This window comes from Streptomyces sp. NPDC087270, assembly GCF_044744625.1.
GTDB lineage: Bacteria > Actinomycetota > Actinomycetes > Streptomycetales > Streptomycetaceae > Actinacidiphila.
Map to the genome: position 1 here is coordinate 313,103 of NZ_JBIUYR010000004.1, position 18,741 is coordinate 331,843.

The 18,741-nt window shown below is 73.5% G+C and carries 18 protein-coding genes; 11 read left to right on the top strand and 7 right to left on the bottom strand.

From position 1 onward, the window contains the following. Positions 1 to 34: 34 nt before the first annotated feature. Both ACIPAE_RS10470 and ACIPAE_RS10475 read left to right on the top strand, forming a co-directional pair. On the top strand, positions 35 to 1,087 hold the full coding sequence (locus tag ACIPAE_RS10470) for an aldo/keto reductase (protein ID WP_329367377.1): 1,053 nt from the start codon (positions 35 to 37) through the stop codon (positions 1,085 to 1,087). A gap of 88 nt (positions 1,088 to 1,175) precedes the next feature. Then, positions 1,176 to 2,657, top strand: a complete 1,482-nt coding sequence (locus ACIPAE_RS10475; protein WP_402444251.1) for an MFS transporter — start codon at positions 1,176 to 1,178, stop codon at positions 2,655 to 2,657. A 77-nt stretch (positions 2,658 to 2,734) separates the two neighbouring features. Here ACIPAE_RS10475 and ACIPAE_RS10480 read toward each other — a convergent pair whose 3' ends face one another. The 3 genes from ACIPAE_RS10480 to ACIPAE_RS10490 form a co-directional block, all read right to left on the bottom strand. Beyond that, positions 2,735 to 3,244, bottom strand: a complete 510-nt coding sequence (locus ACIPAE_RS10480; protein ID WP_329367380.1) for a hypothetical protein — start codon at positions 3,242 to 3,244, stop codon at positions 2,735 to 2,737. A gap of 146 nt (positions 3,245 to 3,390) precedes the next feature. Further along, positions 3,391 to 3,990: an HdeD family acid-resistance protein gene (locus tag ACIPAE_RS10485; RefSeq protein ID WP_402444253.1), complete on the bottom strand. Its 600-nt coding sequence runs from the start codon at positions 3,988 to 3,990 to the stop codon at positions 3,391 to 3,393. Positions 3,991 to 4,104: 114 nt separating this feature from the next. Then, on the bottom strand, positions 4,105 to 4,473 hold the full coding sequence (locus ACIPAE_RS10490; protein ID WP_402444255.1) for a DUF4267 domain-containing protein: 369 nt from the start codon (positions 4,471 to 4,473) through the stop codon (positions 4,105 to 4,107). A 95-nt stretch (positions 4,474 to 4,568) separates the two neighbouring features. On the opposite strand from ACIPAE_RS10490, the gene ACIPAE_RS10495 reads away from it, so the two are divergent. Then, positions 4,569 to 5,150: a TetR/AcrR family transcriptional regulator gene (locus ACIPAE_RS10495; RefSeq protein WP_328466193.1), complete on the top strand. Its 582-nt coding sequence runs from the start codon at positions 4,569 to 4,571 to the stop codon at positions 5,148 to 5,150. 136 nt (positions 5,151 to 5,286) lie between these two features. Here ACIPAE_RS10495 and ACIPAE_RS10500 read toward each other — a convergent pair whose 3' ends face one another. Beyond that, the gene (locus ACIPAE_RS10500) at positions 5,287 to 5,952 is read right to left on the bottom strand and encodes a nitroreductase (protein ID WP_366413305.1); all 666 of its coding nucleotides are present in this window, start codon (positions 5,950 to 5,952) and stop codon (positions 5,287 to 5,289) included. Between the two features lie 146 nt (positions 5,953 to 6,098). After that, entirely contained in the window at positions 6,099 to 8,276 is a 2,178-nt protein-coding gene (locus tag ACIPAE_RS10505; protein WP_402444258.1) for an acyltransferase family protein, read from the bottom strand. A 405-nt stretch (positions 8,277 to 8,681) separates the two neighbouring features. Here ACIPAE_RS10505 and ACIPAE_RS10510 point away from each other — a divergent pair, with 405 nt between their 5' ends. From ACIPAE_RS10510 to ACIPAE_RS10545, 8 genes are all read left to right on the top strand, one after another. Then, positions 8,682 to 9,581: a S8 family serine peptidase gene (locus ACIPAE_RS10510; protein ID WP_366413303.1), complete on the top strand. Its 900-nt coding sequence runs from the start codon at positions 8,682 to 8,684 to the stop codon at positions 9,579 to 9,581. After that, positions 9,578 to 10,339: a GAF domain-containing protein gene (locus tag ACIPAE_RS10515; RefSeq protein WP_402444260.1), complete on the top strand. Its 762-nt coding sequence runs from the start codon at positions 9,578 to 9,580 to the stop codon at positions 10,337 to 10,339. The genes ACIPAE_RS10510 and ACIPAE_RS10515 overlap by 4 nt, the downstream gene beginning before the upstream one ends. 55 nt (positions 10,340 to 10,394) lie before the next feature. Next, on the top strand, positions 10,395 to 10,538 hold the full coding sequence (locus tag ACIPAE_RS10520; protein ID WP_402444262.1) for a hypothetical protein: 144 nt from the start codon (positions 10,395 to 10,397) through the stop codon (positions 10,536 to 10,538). Between the two features lie 279 nt (positions 10,539 to 10,817). After that, on the top strand, positions 10,818 to 10,982 hold the full coding sequence (locus ACIPAE_RS10525; RefSeq protein ID WP_328466179.1) for a hypothetical protein: 165 nt from the start codon (positions 10,818 to 10,820) through the stop codon (positions 10,980 to 10,982). A gap of 228 nt (positions 10,983 to 11,210) precedes the next feature. Continuing rightward, positions 11,211 to 12,452, top strand: a complete 1,242-nt coding sequence (locus tag ACIPAE_RS10530) for a radical SAM protein (RefSeq protein ID WP_402444264.1) — start codon at positions 11,211 to 11,213, stop codon at positions 12,450 to 12,452. Then, positions 12,449 to 13,678 carry a glycosyltransferase gene (locus tag ACIPAE_RS10535; protein WP_402444266.1) on the top strand — a complete coding sequence of 410 codons (1,230 nt, stop codon included), beginning with the start codon at positions 12,449 to 12,451 and terminating at the stop codon, positions 13,676 to 13,678. Before ACIPAE_RS10530 ends, ACIPAE_RS10535 begins: the two co-directional genes overlap by 4 nt. 108 nt (positions 13,679 to 13,786) lie before the next feature. Continuing rightward, positions 13,787 to 14,593 carry a class I SAM-dependent methyltransferase gene (locus ACIPAE_RS10540; RefSeq protein ID WP_402444268.1) on the top strand — a complete coding sequence of 269 codons (807 nt, stop codon included), beginning with the start codon at positions 13,787 to 13,789 and terminating at the stop codon, positions 14,591 to 14,593. Positions 14,594 to 14,713: 120 nt separating this feature from the next. Beyond that, on the top strand, positions 14,714 to 16,243 hold the full coding sequence (locus ACIPAE_RS10545; RefSeq protein WP_402444270.1) for an MFS transporter: 1,530 nt from the start codon (positions 14,714 to 14,716) through the stop codon (positions 16,241 to 16,243). An 80-nt stretch (positions 16,244 to 16,323) separates the two neighbouring features. Here ACIPAE_RS10545 and ACIPAE_RS10550 read toward each other — a convergent pair whose 3' ends face one another. Continuing rightward, on the bottom strand, positions 16,324 to 17,418 hold the full coding sequence (locus ACIPAE_RS10550; RefSeq protein WP_402444271.1) for an SIS domain-containing protein: 1,095 nt from the start codon (positions 17,416 to 17,418) through the stop codon (positions 16,324 to 16,326). Then, entirely contained in the window at positions 17,415 to 18,701 is a 1,287-nt protein-coding gene (locus ACIPAE_RS10555) for a Gfo/Idh/MocA family protein (protein ID WP_402444273.1), read from the bottom strand. The genes ACIPAE_RS10550 and ACIPAE_RS10555 overlap by 4 nt, the downstream gene beginning before the upstream one ends. Positions 18,702 to 18,741 lie beyond the last annotated feature (40 nt).

Here is an 18,741-nt window from a genome sequence, read left to right on the forward strand (position 1 = left end):
CCGACCCACCGAACCACCCGAAGGCAGGCACCCCATGGATCGCAGGACACTCGGCGGCACCGGCATCTCCGTCAGCGAGTTCACCCTCGGCGCGATGATGCTCGGCGCGTGGGGCACCAAGGACCACGACGAGGCCGTCCGGATCGTGCACACCGCGCTCGACGCGGGCATCAACACCATCGACACCGCCGACATGTACTCCGACGGCGAGTCCGAGGTGATCGTCGGGAAGGCGCTCAGAGGCCGCCGGGACGACGTGGTGCTCGCCACCAAGTTCCACTACGGGATGGGCCAGGACGCCAACCACCGCGGCAACTCCCGCCGTTGGATCGTCCGCGCGGTCGAGGACAGCCTGCGCCGGCTCGGCACCGACCGGATCGACCTGTACCAGGTGCACCGCCCCGACCCGGACACCGACATCGACGAGACCCTGTCGGCACTGTCCGACCTGGTGCGTTCCGGCAAGGTCCGGGCGATCGGCACGTCCACCTTCCCGGCCGCGGAGATCGTGGAGGCCCAGTGGGTCGCCGAGAAGCGCGGCCACCTCCGCTTCCGCGCCGAGCAGCCGCCGTACTCGATGCTGGCCCGCGCGGTCGAGCGGGACGTGCTGCCCGCCGCGCGGAAGTACGGCATGGGCGTCCTCACCTGGAGCCCGCTCGCGGGCGGTTGGCTGTCGGGCAAGTACGGCGGCCCCGACGGCGCGGACCCCGCCGAGGCCACCCGCTCCGGCTTCCTGCCGCAGCTCTTCGACACCGGGCTGCCCGGCAACGCGGCCAAGCTCGCCGCGGTCACCGAGCTGCGGAAGGTGGCCGCCGACGCCGGGCTGACCCTGCCCGCGCTCGCCACCGGCTTCGTGCTCGCGCACCCCGCGATCACCTCGGTGATCATCGGCCCGCGCACCCGCGACCAGCTCACCTCGCTGCTGGACACCGCGGGAACGGTGCTCAGCGGCGACGTCCTCGACCGTATCGACGAGATCGTGCCGCCCGGCACCGACCTCAACCACGACGTCACCCACTACGACCCGCCCGCGCTCACGGACAAGGAGCTGCGGCGCCGGCCGCCCGCACGAATCTCGATCGGGTGACTTCGGCCGCTGCGCCTGACGGGGCCGCCAGCCATGGCGGTCCACCATGGTGACAGCACATTTCCGCCGAACGAGGAGAAAACGACCGATGCGACGGGGTCCCCTGGCCGGCCGCTATCCCGCGGTGGCGGCGATGGTCGTGTTCGCCCTGGTGCCGTTCCTGGCGCTCTCGGCGGCGCTGAGCAGCATCACGCCGCTGATCGCGAAGGACCTGCACATGAGTACGGAGGCGCTCAGCGTGACGTCCGGCATGGCCAACGCCGGGTACGCGGTCGGCACGGTGCTGGCCGTCCAGTTCGCCCAACTGCTGCCGCAGCGCCGGATGCTGCTGGTCTACGGCAGCGCGCTGGTGGTCGGCTCGGTGCTCACCGCGGCGGCGACCGCCCCGGCGATGTTCGTCGTCGGGCACGTCCTCCAGGGCCTGTGCACCAGCCTGCTGCTGATCGCCGCCGTGCCGCCGCTGATCATCGGGTATCCGGCGGCCCGGCTGCGCACGACCGCCGTCGTGATGAACATGTGCATCTTCGGCGCGGTCGCGCTCGGGCCGGTGCTCGGCGGCGTCCAGGCGTCCGCGCACGGCTGGCGGCCGCTGTTCTGGGCGATCGCCGGCGTCGCGGTGGCGGCCCTGGCGCTGTCGTTGATGACCTACCAGGAGGTCCCGCCGGCCGCGCCGGACGCACCCATCGACTACATCGCCCTGTGCCTGGCCACCGTCGGATGCGTCTCCGCGTTCTTCGGCGCCTCGGAGCTGACCGCCCACCGCTTCGCCGAAGCCCGCACCTGGGGGCCGCTGATCGGCGGGCTGCTGCTGATCGTCGTCCTGTTCGTCCACGAGTACACGAGCAGGCATCCGCTGCTGTGCGTGCAGAGCCTGCTCAGTACGCTCCCGGTCGCCGGGATCGTGGCCGCGATCTGCGCGGCGGCCGCGTCGGTGTCGGCGATCTCGCTGACCCAGATCTCGCTCGCGCACCGGACCACGCCGCTGCACCTGGGGCTGGTCTACCTCCCCGAGTTCGGCGGCGCGGTACTCGCGGCGCTGTTCTTCGGCGCCACGTTCCACACCCGCCTGCTGCACTACTTCGTCCTCGTCGGCCTGCTCTTCCTGGCCGCCGGCGTCCTGGTCATGAACGCTGCCGCCCCGCCGACCTCCACCCTCGTCGCGGTGGGCTCGGGCCTGGTCGGTGTCGGGGTCGGCGCCTCGGTCGTCCCTGCCCTGTTCATCGCGGGCTTCTCGCTGCGCTCCAGCAACGTGCAGCGGGTCTTCGCGATCGTCGAACTCGTCCGCGCGGTCGCCGCGTTCCTGATCGCCCCGGTGCTGCTCTACGTCGCCGCCACCGTCGGCGCGAACGCGGACTCGGGCACCAGGACGGCGCTGTGGATCTGCTTCGGGATCTCCCTCGCGGGCGCGCTGATCGGTGTGGCCCTCTACTACCTCGGCCGGGTCCGCCCGCCGACCCCCTCGGTCGACGGCTGGCTCAGCGGCGAGCGCACCGGCTGGGACTCCCCGCCCCTGCTCGCCCGCTTCTCCCGCTTCGCCCGTGCCGGCGGGGACGACGACCCCTGCCCGTAGCTCTCGGCGGTCGCGGTTTTCGGCGCCCCCGGGGGCCGCGTGCGTACGACGCCGCGGCACCCGGGCGCCCGTGCTGCTTACGGGTGGTAGATCTCCTCCATGGCGGTGACCTGGTTCTTGCTGTTGACGCGGTAGTAGAAGTCCGCGTTGGTCAGCTTGTGGGAGACCAGCCAGCGCGGGGCGACCTTGTGCGGGGACGTGTCGACGTTGAGGTTGAGGACCTTGACGGAGGCGGTGGACGGGACGACGAGGGAGCGGGCCGCGCCGCTCGGCGTGTAGACGACGTCCTCGTCGTTGTGCGTGTTCACCTTGCAGGTCTCCGGGGTGACGCGCACCGTGACCTTGCCCTTGACGAGCTTGGCGGAGTGGTACGCGAAGAAGTGGTCGTAGCCCTTCGGCTTGTAGCACGCCTTCCAGTTGCCGGCCGCCGCCGCGGACACCTGCACGGACTCCTTCGCCACGGCGCTGACCGCCTTGGCGCCGCCCGTCGGCGTGCCCGAAGCGGCGTAGGACGACCCGCACGCGGTGCCGAGGAGCACGGCGGCTGAGCCCAGGACGACGGTGGTGAGCGCGAAACGGCGGTTCATGTATTTCCCCTATGCGACGGTCTGGTCATGTGCGTCGACTGACACTCATGAGGAGGGTGAGCCGTCGGAAGGGGTTTCCACGGAGCGTTCCCTGTGACGAGACGGTGACCACTGTCATACGACCGCGACGAACACCCGCGCGAACCTCAGGCGGGGGTGGGGGCGGGCGGCCGGGTTCGGGTGGTCAGGGAACGGAGGCTGATCGCGTGGACGACCTCGGCCACGCCCAGGACGATCAGCCAGATGCCGGAGACGATCGTGAGGGCGGTCAGCGAGCCGAAGGGGGAGACGATCAGCACGATCCCCGCCACGAGCGTGATCGCGCCGAAGAACACCTGCCAGCCGCGGGCCGGCAGGTCCTCGGTGGAGACCGCGACGGCGACCATCATGATCCCGCGCAGCAGCCAGCCGAAGCCGATCCACAGCGCCAGCAGCAGCAGCGACTCCGCGGCGCCGCGGAAGCAGATCAACCCGAGCAGCACGCTCAGCGCCCCGGTGACGAAGGACAGCGCCCGCATGCCGCCGGGCACGTGCGGGCCGAAGGCGCCGGCCAGTTGGAGGACGCCGCTCGCCACCAGGTAGACGCCGAACAGGATGCCCACCACCAGCAGCGTCGAGTGGGGCCAGGCGAGGATGATGACGCCCAGGGCGATCGCGGCGATTCCGGCGGTGAGCAGTACCTGCCAGGCGGATCGGGCGAGCGCGGCGAGCGCGCCTCCTGGGACATCGCCGGAGAGATGGGTCATGGCACTCCGCCTTTCGCGCACCGGCCGTGACGGGCCAGGGGTCGTTCCACCGTCGCACGACCGCCGGAAGCCCGCAGGTCGAGGCGGTGCGGGGGCCGTGCGGCCCCGGCCGGCTCAGACGGTGAAGAGCAGGCCGGCGCTGATCAGGAGGGTGACGGCGGTGGCGAAGTGGATGCCGAACGCGACCGCCCGGGTGCCGCCGTGGCGCAGCACTATCAGGGTGTCGCCGAGCGGCAGCAGCGCCACCACCAGCATGAACCAGGCTTCGGCACGGGCGCCGACCAGGATCGGCAGCACCAGGCCGAGCACGCCGTACGTGCCGTCCCGAACGCCCTTGACGGTGAGGAAGGCGGCATCGCCGTCCGGCTTGGCGGGCACGCCGTAACCGGCGGCGGCCGGCCGGGGCTGGAGCAGGAACCGGGCTCCGATGAAGACCACGAAGAGGTTGAGGACGACGGCGAGGGTGTACGCGGTGGCGGTCATGGCGCATCTCCGTTTCAGCGATTCTAGCGGTGCTAGCGACAGGAATGAAGCTAGCAGATCGATGGCACGGATTCTAGCGATGCTAGAATCGGGTCATGTCGATCCAGACGCGCCGGGAGCGCGAACGAGCGGAGCGCGAGCAGTTGATCGTCACGACCGCGCGGGAGCTCGCGGAGGCGGAGGGCTGGGACGCCGTCACCACCCGGCGGCTCGCCACCGAGATCGAGTACAGCCAGCCCGTCCTGTACAGCCACTTCAAGGGCAAGGGCGCCATCATGGCCGCCGTCGCCGTACAGGGCAGCGCCGAACTCGCCACCGAGCTACGGGCGGCGCGCACCGCGGCCCACGGCGCCCGCGCGGCGCTCACCGCGGTGGGGGCGGCGTACACCTCCTTCTCGCGGCAGCGCCCGGCGCTCTACGACGCGATGTTCACCCATGCCGTCGAACTGCCCTTCGCCACCCCGGAAGCCCCCGCCGCCCTGCACGACGCCTTCGGTGAGATCCTCCGGGCGGTCCGGCCGCTCGCCGCCGGCGACGACCCGGGCGTCCTCACCGAGACCTTCTGGGCCGGCCTGCACGGCCTGGTCACCCTCACCCGCAGCGGCCGACTCCCCGAACCCGCCCGCGCCCACCGGCTTTCCCTGCTGATCGCCCGCTTCGCCCCCGCACCGGACTGACCCCGCCCGCGGAACGCGCCGTTCGCGGAACGCGCCGTTCGCCGGTCCGCCCGTTCGCCGGTCCGCCCGTGCGGCGCTGGCCGGTGCGGCGAACTCCCCTTGCCCGCAGGGCCGTTCACGGATGCCGCGTCGGCTGTCAGGGGCCGATGAAGCGGACCGTCTCCGTCATGTCCGCGCGGTCCGTGCGCAACGGCGGGACGCGGTCCTGCTCGTGGCCCACGGCGAGGCCGCACAGCAGGACGAGGCCGTCGTCGGCGCCGGTCGTCTCGCCGACCGTCCTGCGGTACATCGTCCACATCACCTGGGGGCAGCTGTGCAGGCCCTCCGCCCGCAGCAGGAGCATGACCGTCTGCAGGTACATCCCGGCGTCGGCCCACTGTCCGGGGCCCATGGTCCGGTCGAGGTAGCAGAACAGGACGACCGGGGCGCCGAACGCCGCGGAGTTCAGGGTGGCGATCTTCGCGGGACGGTCCGCGTCGTCCCGCGCGATGCCGAGCGCGGCGTACCGCTGGGCGGCCGCGGCGGCGAAGCGGTCCCGGTAGGGCGGGACGAGTTCGGCCGGGTACATCGGATACTCCCGGTCGTCGCCGGGGTCGCCCGCCCGGGCCCGGGCCGTCGCGCGCCGCTTGAGCGCGGCCAGCGGCTCGCCGGTCACGACGTACACGCGCCAGGGCTGGAGGTTCCCGCTCGACGGCGCCCGCGTCGCCGCGGCCAGCACGCGTTCGAGCGCGTCCCGGGCCACCGGTTCGTCGCTGAACGCCCGCACGGCCCGGCGGCTGTCCACGGCTTCGTACACGTCCACGTCCGCACGTCCTCCCGCTCGGCGACGGCTGTCCCCGTATCCCCGTACCGTGCGCGACCGTATACGCCCGCGTACGAGGGGACTTCAGCGGGCGTCGTCAGGGGGCGGCCGTCTTCACGGGCGGGCGCGCTCCCGGGTCCGCGCCTTCACGGGCCGGTGCGCAGCGGCGAGGCGAGCAGGGACGACAGGCGGCGCCCGAGCGCGGGGGTCAGCGCCTGGGAGTAGCCCTCGGCCATGTGGCTGTCGTCGCGGTAGACGAACGTGTCGGCGGCGACGACCGGGCAGGCGCCGGCGCTCGGGCACAGCCAGGGGCGCGGGTCGATGACGCCGACGTCCTGGGCGCCCGCCGCCGCCCGGGCCGCGGCCGCGACCACCGGCTGCTTCGCCGAGCCCGCCACGGTGTTCGCGCACCGCCGAAGGTCCAGCGGGTAGGCCGCCGCGCAGTCCACCGGGTCGCCCTTCGGCCAGGGCGTGTCCAGCAGGGCCACCACGCGGGCCCCGGTGGCGCGCAGCGTCCGGAAGGTACGGGCGTACCCGTCGGTCCACTGCCGCAGCGGGTCCTTCGCGCGGGCGGCGGGCGTGGCCGAGTCGGAGGACGAGGTGACCACGAGCCAGGGGTGCGACTCCGCGATCCTGGCCAGCGCGTGGGCGCGCCAGGTGTCGCAGGAGGTGTACGTCCCGCTGCCCCGCTTGACGGGCACGTCGGCCACCTTGCAGGACGCCTTGGTCAGCGACACCAGCTTCCAGTGGTTCGCGCGCGCCAGCCGGTCCATCGGCTCGAACCACTGCGCCGCGTGCGAGTCGCCGAACAGCACGACCACCTTCGTCGAGTCGAGGTCCCCGTACGCGCACTCCGGCGAGTCGGTCGCGTCGTACCCGACATGGCAGTCGTCCCGGTAGACGGGCGACCGGACCGAGGTGACCTGCTCCAGCCGCGGCGTGAGGTTGCTCGGCAGCGCGTCGTTCGGCGCGGCCAGCAGCCGCGCCAGGCTCGCCTCTGGGTCGGGCGCCGCCGCCAGCGTGCCGGCGAGCGAGGGCGCGTGCCCGCGGGTGGCGATCGCCGGCGGGAAGAGCTGCGCCACCAGCGACACCGCCACGGTGCCCGCGGTGATCCCGAGCCCGACCGCCAGCGACCGGCGGGGGCGGGCGCGCAGTGCCCGGTGGAAGCGCACCGGGTTCTCCACCAGCCGCATCGTCACCCAGGCCAGCGGCAGCGCGACCGCGGACAGCGCCAGCGCCAGGCGGACGGACCCGGGCCGGTGCAGCGCGGCGGGGCCGATCACCAGCAGCGGCCAGTGCCACAGGTACCAGCCGTACGAGAGGCCGCCCAGCCACGTCGCCGGGCGCAGCCCCAGCAGCGCCCCCGCGCCGGCCCGTCCGGCCGCGCACCCGCCGCCGACCACCGCGACGGCGGCCAGCACCGGCAACAGGGCGCGGCTGCCGGGGAAGACGGTCGCGTCGTCGAACCGGAGGGCCGCGTAGCCGATGCCCGCCAGCCCCGCCCACGTCGCCGGCGCGGCCACCCACCACGGCAGCCGCTCCAGCCGGCCGGCCGCCAGCGCCACCAGCGCGCCCGCGCCGAGCTCCCAACCCCGCGTCTGCGGGCCGAAGTACGCCCACGACGGCGAGTCCGCGGTGGTCGTCACGCTCCACCACAGCGACACCAGGCAGAGCGCCCCCAGGGGCAGCGCCAGCACGGCCGGCGGCAGCGCGAACCGGCGGGCCAGCCTCCAGCCGGCCAGCAGCAGGAGCGGCCACACCAGGTAGAACTGCTCCTCCACGGCCAGCGACCAGAAGTGCTGGAACGGGGAGGGCGGGCTGTTCTGCGCCAGGTAGTCCGTGCCGGTCGCCGCCATCCGGATGTTCACCGCGTACAGCGAACTGCTCAGCGCGTCCGCGACGTACTGCCCGAACCGGGCCTTGTACAGGTAGAGCCAGCTCCCGGCGAGGGTGGCGACCACCACGAGCGAGGAGGCGGGCAGCAGCCGCGTCATCCGGCGCCCGTAGAACGCGGGTATGGACAGGCCGCCGGTCGAGGACAGCTCGCGCAGCAGCGCCGAGGTGATCACGAAGCCCGACACCACGAAGAAGACGTCCACGCCGACGTATCCGCCCGCGACGTGCCGCACTCCGGCGTGCGAGAGCACCACGAGCACGACGGCGACGGCCCGCAGCCCCTGGATGTCCCCGCGCAGGGCCTTCCGCGCGGGTGGGCTGCCGCTGGGGGAGCCGTTTCCGGAGCCGCTCCGGGTCTCGCTCCGGGTCTCGCTTCGGGTCTCGCGCGCTCGGCGCCGCTGCTCGGTGGCCGGGAAAAAGTTGCTCACGGGTGTACGACCGCCCGGCCGTCCCTTCGTTGCCCCGATCGCCAAAGCGTCACCGGCCCGCCGTTTCCCGTCCACCCGCCCGGCCGCCGTCCCCGCGGGCGAGGCGCGGAGCTGCGGGTTAACCGGATGTGAACCGGATACCAGCCACCGCCGAACCGCGGCCGCGAAGACTGGGGCCTCCGGGACGCGCACGACCCGCACGACCCGCAGGACCCGCACCACCCGCACGACGCACACACAGCACACGGCACACACAGGACACGCAGGAGCACCGTCGAGGCGCTGTGGAAGGGGCGACCCATGGCTTCCGAGCCTGGTGAAGCGGTCGGGCCGCCGCATGGGACGACCCCGGGCAAGCCGCCGGCCGGAGTGCCTGAAGCGGTGCGTGAAGGGGTGTGTGAAGGGGTGCGCGAGGGGGTGCGCGAAGGGGCGGCCGACGCGTCGCCCGCGGAGTTATCGGCCCCCGCGCGGGTGGTGGCCCGGCAGCGGATTCGCTTCGCGCACGCCTCGGTGGGCGGCGCGCTGGACGCGGGCCGGGTGGCCGCGGCGCAGCCGGTGGAGCGCGGCTGGGCCTGGGGCGGCGCGACCGGGCGCGGGGTGCGGGTGTGCGTGATCGACAGCGGCGTGGACAGCTCGCATCCGGCGATCGGCGGCAGCGCCGAGTCGTACGTGGCCGAGCCCGACACGCCCGCGCCGGGGGCGCGTTGGGACGTGGTCCCGGACACCGCGGGTGACCTGGCCGGGCACGGTACGGCCTGCGCCGGCATCATCCGTTCGCTGGCGCCGGAGTGCGAGCTGACCAGCGTCCGCATCCTCGGGTCGGGTCTGCGGGGCAGCGGCGAGGCGCTGGTGCGGGCCCTGGAATGGGCGGTGGAACGGCGGTTCGCCGTCGTCAACGTCAGCCTGTCCACGCGCCGCGAGGAGCACAAGGAGCGGCTGCACGACCTGGCGGACGCGGCGTACTTCGCGGGCGTGACGCTGGTGTCGGCCGCGCACAACAGCCCGGTGGACAGCTATCCGTGGCGCTTCCCCTCGGTGCTGTCCGTGGGCGCGCACGCCGAGCCGGACCCGGAGTACGTGGAGGCCAACCCGGACCCGCCGGTCGACCTGTTCGCGCGGGGCGTGGCCGTCGAGGCGCCCTGGCCGGGCGGCGGCAAGCGGGTGGTGTCCGGCAACAGCTTCGCCGCCCCGCACGTGACGGGCCTGTGCGCGCGCATCCTGGAGCGCCATCCGCGCTTCCGCACCCCCGAGTTGCGCCACGTCCTGACCGCCACCGCGGGGAACCTGAGGAGGAGCCAGGGATGAGCGGTCCGCAGCACCCAGCACAGTCGCCGTCGTACGACGAGATCCTGCGGTCGACGGTACGGCTGGCCCGGCTGTCCTTCTCCGCCGCCGCGGCCTCGGTCTTCCTGCGCGACGAGGACCAGGGCCTGCTGGTCTTCGAGGCGTCCTCGGGCGTGGGCGAGGACCGGTTGGTGGGCACGGCGATCCCCGCGGGGCAGGGCATCGCGGGCTGGGTGGCGGCCACGGGCGAGACCGTGATCGTACGAGGCGTCGCCGACGACGACCGGTTCGACCGCGACTTCGCGCTCAGCACGGGCCTGGTGCCCGACGTCCTGATGGCCGTCCCGATGGAGCACGCGGGCGAGATCATCGGGGTGCTCGAAGTGCTCGACCCGAAGACCGACGGCGTCGGCGACCTGGACGCCATGGACCTGCTCTCCGAACTCGCCCACCAGAGCACGGCCGCGCTGGCGCTGCTGCTGAGCCACCGGCGCACGGCCCGTACGGGGCTTACCGGGGACGCCGGTTCGGCCACGGGGGCCGGTACGGATGCCGGCCGGGCCACGGTGTCCCGGCCCACCGCCGAACCCCTCGACCGGATCAGGTCCGCCCTCGCCGGAGCCACCGGCCGGCGTGCCGACGCCGGCCACGCGCTGCTCGCCGCGCTCGCCGACCTCCTGGACCCGGCGGCCGGTCCGCCCCCTGGCCCGACCCCGGACCCGACCCCCGGCCCGACCCCCGGCCCGACCCCGGACCCGGAAACCGGCCGGGCACCGTAGGGACCCTGTTCGGCACACGCACCTCCACGCACCCCACAGCTACGAGGAGGAATTCATGCAGGATGATCCGGAGCGGTTCGACGGTATGTCGTCCGCACTGTGCCCGCTCTATGTCGACCCCGTTCTGATGGAGGTCGAAGCGCATTCCGCGGACGCCGGCGCCGACGATTCCGGCGAATCGGAAGAAGTCGCGGAATAGCTTCGCAGAAAACGGATTGTCACTCGCGGAGTACGCGGGAATTGGGCTCTCGGATGTCTCTGGCCTGCCCTTTTGCCGTTTCCTCGGGAAATTCACGTCACCTTTCACGGTGCGCTGTTCGGAGTCGGAATTCCTCTTGCCGTTTTACGGCGTGAGGTCGGAAAATGCGGCGAAGCGCAAGGGGAATCGACTTATTGACACCCTGGTGGGGCTGCCGTAATCTCGGAAATCGGGGGCGCTCAGCACCCCGAAAACACCTTTACTTCCCTGGAGGAATCCATGTCTGGTGGGGCCGAGAAATTCGAGGGCGTCGAGGTCATCTGCGGCGTGTACGACAAGGACGCCGCGCCCGCGCTCTTGGGCAACGACGTCGAGGGCCACTCCGCCGAGCAGCTGCCGTCGGACGGCGTCATCTGTGGCGTGTACGACAAGGAAAACGCCTGAGCCACAGGGGAGCGGGCGCCGGCGCGCCCGCACCGCCGTTGACGCACCGCCGTTGACGGCACCGGTCCCGGAGGGCCCGGACCGGCGCGTCGCCGCGAGGCCGCGCGCCCGGTCCGGGACCCCTCACGTCGGCCCCCTCGTCCGGCTCCTCGGCCCCTCGTCCGGGACCTTCGTCCCGCCCGTCAGCCCCGCCCGTCACGCCCCTCGACAGGAAGCCCACGGCGAACGATGAGAGTCCTCGAAGGAAAGTCCGGTGTCTGGTACCTCGGTCCCGGCTCCACCGTGCTCATGCCGAAGCGGTTCCACGACGGCGGGCGGCTGACCGCCGAAGGACAGGCCGAGTTGGAGCGGTTCGGCGTCGAGCAGCCCAAGCCGGCCGCCCGCTACAGCCTCACCGTGGTCACCTCGACCGCCTGCAACCTCGGTTGCCCGTACTGCTTCCAGAACACCGAGGCCGCCCGGCCCGGCCGCTTCGACCCGCCGCGCATCCCGCGCGAGGTGCTCGACGGCCCGATGATCGACAAGATCGTGGCCTTCACCGAACCCCGCCTGCGCGCCACCGGACTCGACCGGCTGTTCGTGCTGCTCTTCGGCGGCGAGCCGCTGCTCAACCGCTGGGGCTGCACCGAACTGCTCACCCGGCTCTCCCGGTTGGCCCCGCTGACCGCCTCCATGGTCAGCAACGGCGTCCTGCTGACGCCCCGGACCGCGCGCCGGCTGGAGGAGGCCGGGCTGCGTTCGGCGCAGATCACCCTGGACGGGCCGCGCGAGTTGCACGACAGCACCCGCTTCACCCGGTCCGGACGCGGCACCTTCGACAAGGTGCTGGACAACTGCGCCGCCGTGCAGGAGGCCACCGGCCTGCGGCTGTCGCTGCGCCTCAACACCACCGCCGAGGGGCTGCCGCTGCTCGGCGGCCTCGTCGCCGACCTCGCCGGCCGGATCGACCCGGCGCGCTGCACCTTCGACATCGCCCCGGTGCTCAACTACGAGGGCATGTTCGACCCGGTGATGAAGCGCTCGGCGGACGACGTCGAGGTGCTGCTGCGCGCCTACGCGGACGCCCTGGAGCTCGGGTTCACCGTGGGCTGGCCGGGCGGCAGCGCCTGCGGCTTCTGCGGCGAACGCGACGGCGGCACCGGCGCGGTGATCAACGCCGACGGCACGCTGTACAGCTGCTGGGAGACGATCGGCAAGCCGGGATACGAAGTCGGCAGCGTGGACGACGGCTACCGGGAGTACCCGGCCGACCGGTGGGTGAGCTGCGGCGAGTTCGCGGTCAGCGCCACGACGGCCGCGCAGTCGCGGGCGTTCGACGACGCGCTGACGGTCGGCCTGCTGGAACTGCTGCGCGACCACAGGCGCCGAGCCGCCGCGGCGGCGGCAACCGCCGCACCGACAACGTCCCCGGCCGCGAACGGAGTCGGCGCACGGTCCGGGCCCGGGTCCCTGGCGGTGACCCGCTCGTGAAGGTCCTGCTGTGCCCGCTGAGCAGCGGCGGCTTCCTGCACCCGGCGACGGCGGCGGCCCTGGAGCTGCACCGTCGCGGGCACGACGTCACGCTGTTCGCCGCGGGCGCGGCGGGACGAGCGGCCGCCGCCGCCGGGATCGCGGTCCTGCCCGCGGCGACGGAGCGGGAGCCGTACGCCTTCGACGTGAGCCGCTGGTTCCGGGACGGCGAGTCCCAGTACCGGGTGGTGCGGGACGCGGCGCGGGCGCTGCGGCCCGATGTCGTGGTGACCTCCGTGCTGTGTCCCGGTGCGCTGCTGGCCGCCGAGGTCCTGGACCTGCCGGTGGTCGTGCTCGGCCTGACCTGCCACCTGTGGCCGTACGCGGGCCCGGCGGTCGGCGGGGACACGGCCGGCCCGGACCCGGACCCGGACACCGACTCGGACGGAGGCTTCGACGCCGACTCGGACGCGGAGGACCGGCGTTGGCGGCTGGCCGAGACCCTCAAGCACCACCAGGCGCTGCGCGACCGGTTGGGGCTTCGCACACCGCAACCCGCCGATCCCGCGAGGCAGTTGCTCGGCCGGGCGTTCCTGCTGCGCGGGCACCCCGGCCTCGAACTGCCGGGAGCGGTGCTGCCGCGGGGCGTACGGCACGTCGGCCCGCTGTGGTGGGAGCCGTCCCCCGACGACGACCCGCCCTCCGCCGGCGCCTCGCCGCACCCCGATGACGACACCCTCGCGGAGCACCTGGACCGGGTCGGAAAGCCGCTGGTCTACGTCCACTTGGGGCGCACGTTCGGCGGCGAGAGCCTGTGGCGCTGGATCGACGCCGCCTTCACCGGCACCGGCCACCAGGCCGTCGTGGAGCTGGCCCGCACCAGCACGCGTGCGCCCGCGCCCGGGTCCGATGTCGTCACGGTCCGCCGGCCGCGGATGGGCGATCTGCTGGCGCGGGCCGAGGCCGTCGTCAGCAACGGGACCAGCGCTCCGGTGCTCGGCGCGCTGCTGCACGCACGGCCGTTGCTGCTGCGGCCGAACGGCGGTGAGCAGCGGTTGCTCGGCGCCGCGTGCCTGCGCGCCGGGGTCGCGGCGGAACTGCCCGTGCACCCGGCGCCCGGTGACGCGGTGAGCCGCGCGGTCGGCGACGCGCGGCTGCGTACCGCGGCCCGCACGCTCGGGACCGCGCTGGCCCAGGCCAAGAGCGCCACGGCCGCGGCCCAGGAGATCGAGGAGGCCGCCCGCTGACCACGCCGCAGCCTCGCCTGACGGGGCGTCAACGCACCCGGCCCACAAGCCCTTGAGCCCACCAGCCCCGCCCGAGCCCGCCCCGTCCCGCCGGACCGAGGAGCGCACGTGACCTCCACCATCCCCACCGACCACGCCGCCGTCGCCTACGACGCCACCGCCCCGTTCTACGACCTGCTGTCCCAGGGCGACGACTACACCGTCTTCGGGAACATCCTGGAGACGCTGATCAAACGCGCGGACCCGCCGGGGAACAGACTGCTGGACGCCGGTTGCGGCACCGGCCGCAGCACCGTCGCCTTCGCCGAGCGCGGCTTCGACCCGGTGGGCGTGGACATCAGCGCGGGGATGATCGGCGTCGCCCGCGACAAGTACGCGGACCGCGGCATCGAGTTCCATGTCCACGACCTGCGGCTGCCGTTCACCGCGAGCGGCAGCTACGACGTGGTGCTGTGCATGAGCGACATCGCCAACTACCTCGCCGACAAGGCCCACTTGACCGACGCGCTGGCGAGCATCGGCAGCGTGCTGCGGCCCGGCGGCGTGCTCGTCTTCGACGCCAACACCAGCCGCGGCTACACGCTGATGACGTCCACGCACGTCTACGAGTACGACGGCCTGTACGCCACCATGAGCGGGCGCTTCCTGACCCGGGAGGGCGACCCTAAGCGGTTCCGCATGGTCATGAACGCCTTCCGCAGCATCCCCGGGCAGCCGGACACCTGGCGCCGGGAGCGCGTCGAGCACCTCCAACGGCACCACAGCCGCGCGGAGTTCGCCGCCGCGCTGGATGCCGGCGGACTCGACCTGGTGGCCGCCCACGGGCTGGAGCGCGACGGCTCGCTCTCCGACAGCGTGGACGAGGAAGCGCACACCAAGGGCCTGTACGTCGCCAAGCGCCGCTCCGGTGCGTGACCCGGCGCGCGATCGTCGCCCGTTCCGGCGCCCGCCTCGTACCCCTCCTCGTATCCCGCCCCGTATCCCGACCCGCTGTCCGACGCATGGACGATCCGGCTCACGCCCCGGGGGCATGACGTGATCAACCGCAGTTTCACCCTGATCTGGGTCAGCCAGGCGCTGTCCGACGTGGCCAGCGAGATGACGTCCCTCGCGCTGCCGCTGGCCGTTCTGGCGGCGACCCGCTCCGCCGTGGACGCGGCGCTGGTCGCCACCGTCGTCGGCATCGCCCAGCTCCTGGCGAAGCTGCCCAGCGGGCTGATCGCGGACACGTACAACCGCAAGGCGCTGATGCTGCTGTGCGACGCGGGACGGGCGGCCGTCGCGCTGCTGCTCGCGTGCGCGCTCGCCACCGGGAACCTCACCACCATCGTGGCGGTCGGGTCGGCGGCGACGATCGCGCTGTTCTCCTCGGTGTTCGGCCCGGCCGAGTCCGGGGTGCTGCGCCAGGCGGTGCCGTTGGAGCGGCGCCGGGAGGCGATCACCCGGAACATCGTGCGCAGCAACATCGCCATCGCGGTCGGGCCGCCGCTCGGCGGTCTGCTGCTCGCGGTCGGGGCGCCGATGGCGTTCGTCGCGGACGGCTGCTCGTACCTGCTGTCGCTGGTGCTGGTGACGCGCGTCGCCTACCGGCACATCCCGCGCCCCAAAGCCTCTGCGGCCACGGGCACGGGGACGGGCAAGGGCACGGGCGCCGGCGTCGCGGCGGTGAGTCCGCTGCGCAGCACGGCCACCGAGCTGACGCTTGGCTTCGGCTGGGTGTTCCGCCGCAGCGGTCTGGTGGTGCTCGTCGTCTTCGCCGCGTACGTCAACCTGCTCGGCCGCTCCATCGAACTGCTGGCCGCGTTCGGCGTCTCGCACGACGGCGCGCACCCCGTCTCGGCCGGGCTGGTGCTGACCGCGGCGGGTGTCGGCGGCATCGCCGGCGGCCTGTGCGCGGGGTGGATACTGAAGCGGCTGAAGCCGACCACGATCGTCGCCGCGGCGTCGGTCGCGTGGCTGCTGATGATGCCGTGCGCGTCCACCGGCGACGAGTTGACCAGCGCGGTGGCCGTCGGCCTCGTGGTGTTCTCGCTGCCGTCGGTCGGCTCCCTGGTGGGCCTGACGATCAGCGTGGAGGCCCCGACGCATCTGCAGGGCCGGGTCGGCGGCGCGGTCACCCTGCTCGCCATCAGCATCGCGTGGGCCGGGCCCGGCCTCACCGGCTTCCTCATCGCCGGCCAGGGGCCGTTGACGGCGTCCGTGGTGCTCGCGGCGCCGATGGTGGTGCCGCTGATCGTGCTGGCGGCAAGTCCGCGGCTGCGGGCGGCCGTTCGCAAGATCGGCACCGTCGCGGCCCCGGACCCGGAACCCTCCTCCGGTGACGCGGGCGACACGGGCGACGCGGGCGACGCGGGCGACGGCGCGGACGGCGCGGACGGCGCGCCCGGCGCGGCTCCCGTCGAGGAGGACGTCATGGCGCACGCCTACGAGTCCGCCGACGCCGGCGGCACCCCCTCGCCGTCTCCGGCAGCCGCCGCCCGCACGCCACTTGACGATCTCCCGGGCGCCCTCGGCCCGTTCACCATGCTCGCCCTCGGTCTCGGCCGGGCCCGACCCCTGCCGTGACCGACCGGGGCCCACCCGCCCGGCACGTCGAAGGACCCCAGGAATCCGCCGGACTCCCGGGGCCCTTCGCGCGCGGCGGCCTACAGTTCCGCGAGCGCCGCGATCTTCGTGTCCTCCCGGGCGAACGCCACCTCGTCCACCGGGTTGCCGCGCACCGCCGCCGTGGCCGCGACCAGCTCCTGGAGCACGCACACCTCCACCAATGCCCGCTGCGGCGCGGTCAGATGGGCCGGGACCGTCACCGGCCGCACGCCCGCCGGGACGGGCGCCGAGCCGTCCGTCACCGCCAGCACACCGGTGGGCTTCTGCGTCAACTGGCGCGCGAGGGCCAGCTCCCGCGCGCCGCCCACCACCACATGGCTGGTGTGCTCGCTCGCGCAGTCCATCGGCCCATGCAGGTATGCCCGGGTGCCGTACGCCGCCGACGGCACGAGCGGCCCCTCGCGCAGCAGCAGCGCGACGGCCTCGGCCGTGGTGAGCTGCGGCGCCGCCGCGACGATGTCGGCCGAGCCGCGGGCGAGCGGTCCTGCCGCGAACTCGCCGAGCACCTCCGCGTTGCGCGCCACCGACTCCTCGATCAGGTCGGGGAGTTCGCGCCAGCGGCCGTCCACCGCACCGTCTACCGAGCCGCTCGCCGCACCGCTCGCCGCGCCACTCGCCGCGACCTCGGCGAGCATCGCGACCGCCGCGTACGTGACGACGAAACCGACGGTCGAGACCCGGCTGTCCGGCTGCGCGCCGAGCGTCAGGGCGGCGCCGGCGGCCTCCCGCAGCGGGCTGTCGTCGGCGTTCGTCACGGCCAGCGTGGGCACCCCCGCCTGGCGGAACCGGGTCACCAGGTCCGCGGTCTCCCTGCTGCGCCCGCTCTGGGACAGGGCGACGACCACGTCCGGCCGGCCCGCCGCCACCGGGTAGTCCGAGCAGTCCGTGCGCCAGGCGTCCACCCCGGCCGCGCGCAGCGCGTACAGCGGCGACGCCAGCGCGGCGGCACTCGCCCCGATCCCGGCGAACAGCACGCGCCGCCACTCGGGCCGCCAGACGCCGCCGGCGAGCCGCGCGGGCAGCGTGGCCACGGTCTCCCGCAGCGCGTCGACCTCGGCCAGCCGCCCTTCGTCGTAAGTACGGCCGTACACCGGGCCGTTCGAAGCGGTGGGTCCGGTCGGGCCGGCGGTCATGCCTGAGCCCCCTTCTCCTCGCGCGCACCCTGCTCCGCGCGCGGGTGCCAGGCGCGCCGCGCGATCGCGGGCACGTAGTCGCTCAGGTCGACGGGGAAGCGCACCACGGTCTGGGTCTCCGCCGCGTAGTAGGCGGCCATCAGCAGCTCGGTCACCGCGACCCCGCTGTCCAGCGACTCCAGCGGCGTGCGCCCGTCGGCGAACGCGCGGGTGATGTGCGTGTTCTCCGCGGTGTAGCCGTACGCGGCGGGCTCGTCGGCGATCACCGGCATCAGGCCCTGCTCGGCGTTCTGCTTCTCCAGCATGTCCTCGCCCGCGGCCTGTTCGAGCGCGCGCGAGAAGAACACGTTCGCGTCGCCGCTCAGCGAGTTGGCGTTCATCGAGTACTCGGGGCCGAGCAGCTCGAACGACAGCCGCATGCCCGCCCCGACGTATCCCCAGGACGTCATGGCCTCCACGATGACCGGCTCGCCGTCGCCGTTGACGAAGGTGAACGTCGCGTTGGCGTAGTCCTCGGACGGGGTGGTCCGGTAGTCCTGCACTCCCGGGTGGGTCTGCTCCAGTTGTGCCGCGTACCGCTCGCGGCCCCACCGCAGCGAGGCGACGGTGGCGGTCACCGACACCGGCCGCAGCCAGTCCGAGGGGTCCTTGCCCGGCGGGGTCAGCAGGAAGCGGCCGGCCTCCAGGGAGTGGCACATCAGGTCGTTGAGGACGCCGCCGCCCTGGGCCTCGCTGTCCCAGAACCACGCGGAGTGCGGGCCCGAGTGCTCCTCGGTGCAGCGGGCCAGGTACGGGGTCCCGGAGCGTTCGGCGCCGCGCGCCCACATCAGGTCGCGGGTGCGGGTCAGCCGCGGCGAGTAGACCTGGTTCTCCAGGTAGGCGTGCGGGATGCCCGCTTCGTGGACCAGCGCGGCGACCTGCCGGGCCTCGGCGAGGTTGCGGCCGAGCGGCTTCTCCACGGCGATGCCGCGCAGCGTCGCCCGCCCGGCGACGACCTCGTCGCAGATCGCCCTGACCACCTGGACCCGGGTGTGGTTGGGGGTGAGCACCCACACCGCGTCGACCCGCTCGTCCCGCACCAGGGCGGCGATGTCGTCGTACGGCGTGACGTCCTCGCCGACGCGCAACTCCTCCGCGTAGGAGGCGAGTTCGCGGGCCCTTTCCAGGTCGCGGGACTGGGTCGCGACGATGTCGGAACCGCGGATCGCCTGCCAGGACCGTACGTGGAAGTGGGCGATGAAGCCGGAACCGATGATGCCGATCCCGAGGGTCTTTCCGTTCATGGACTGTCCTTCATGCGTCGTGCGTGGTCGTGCGTGGTCC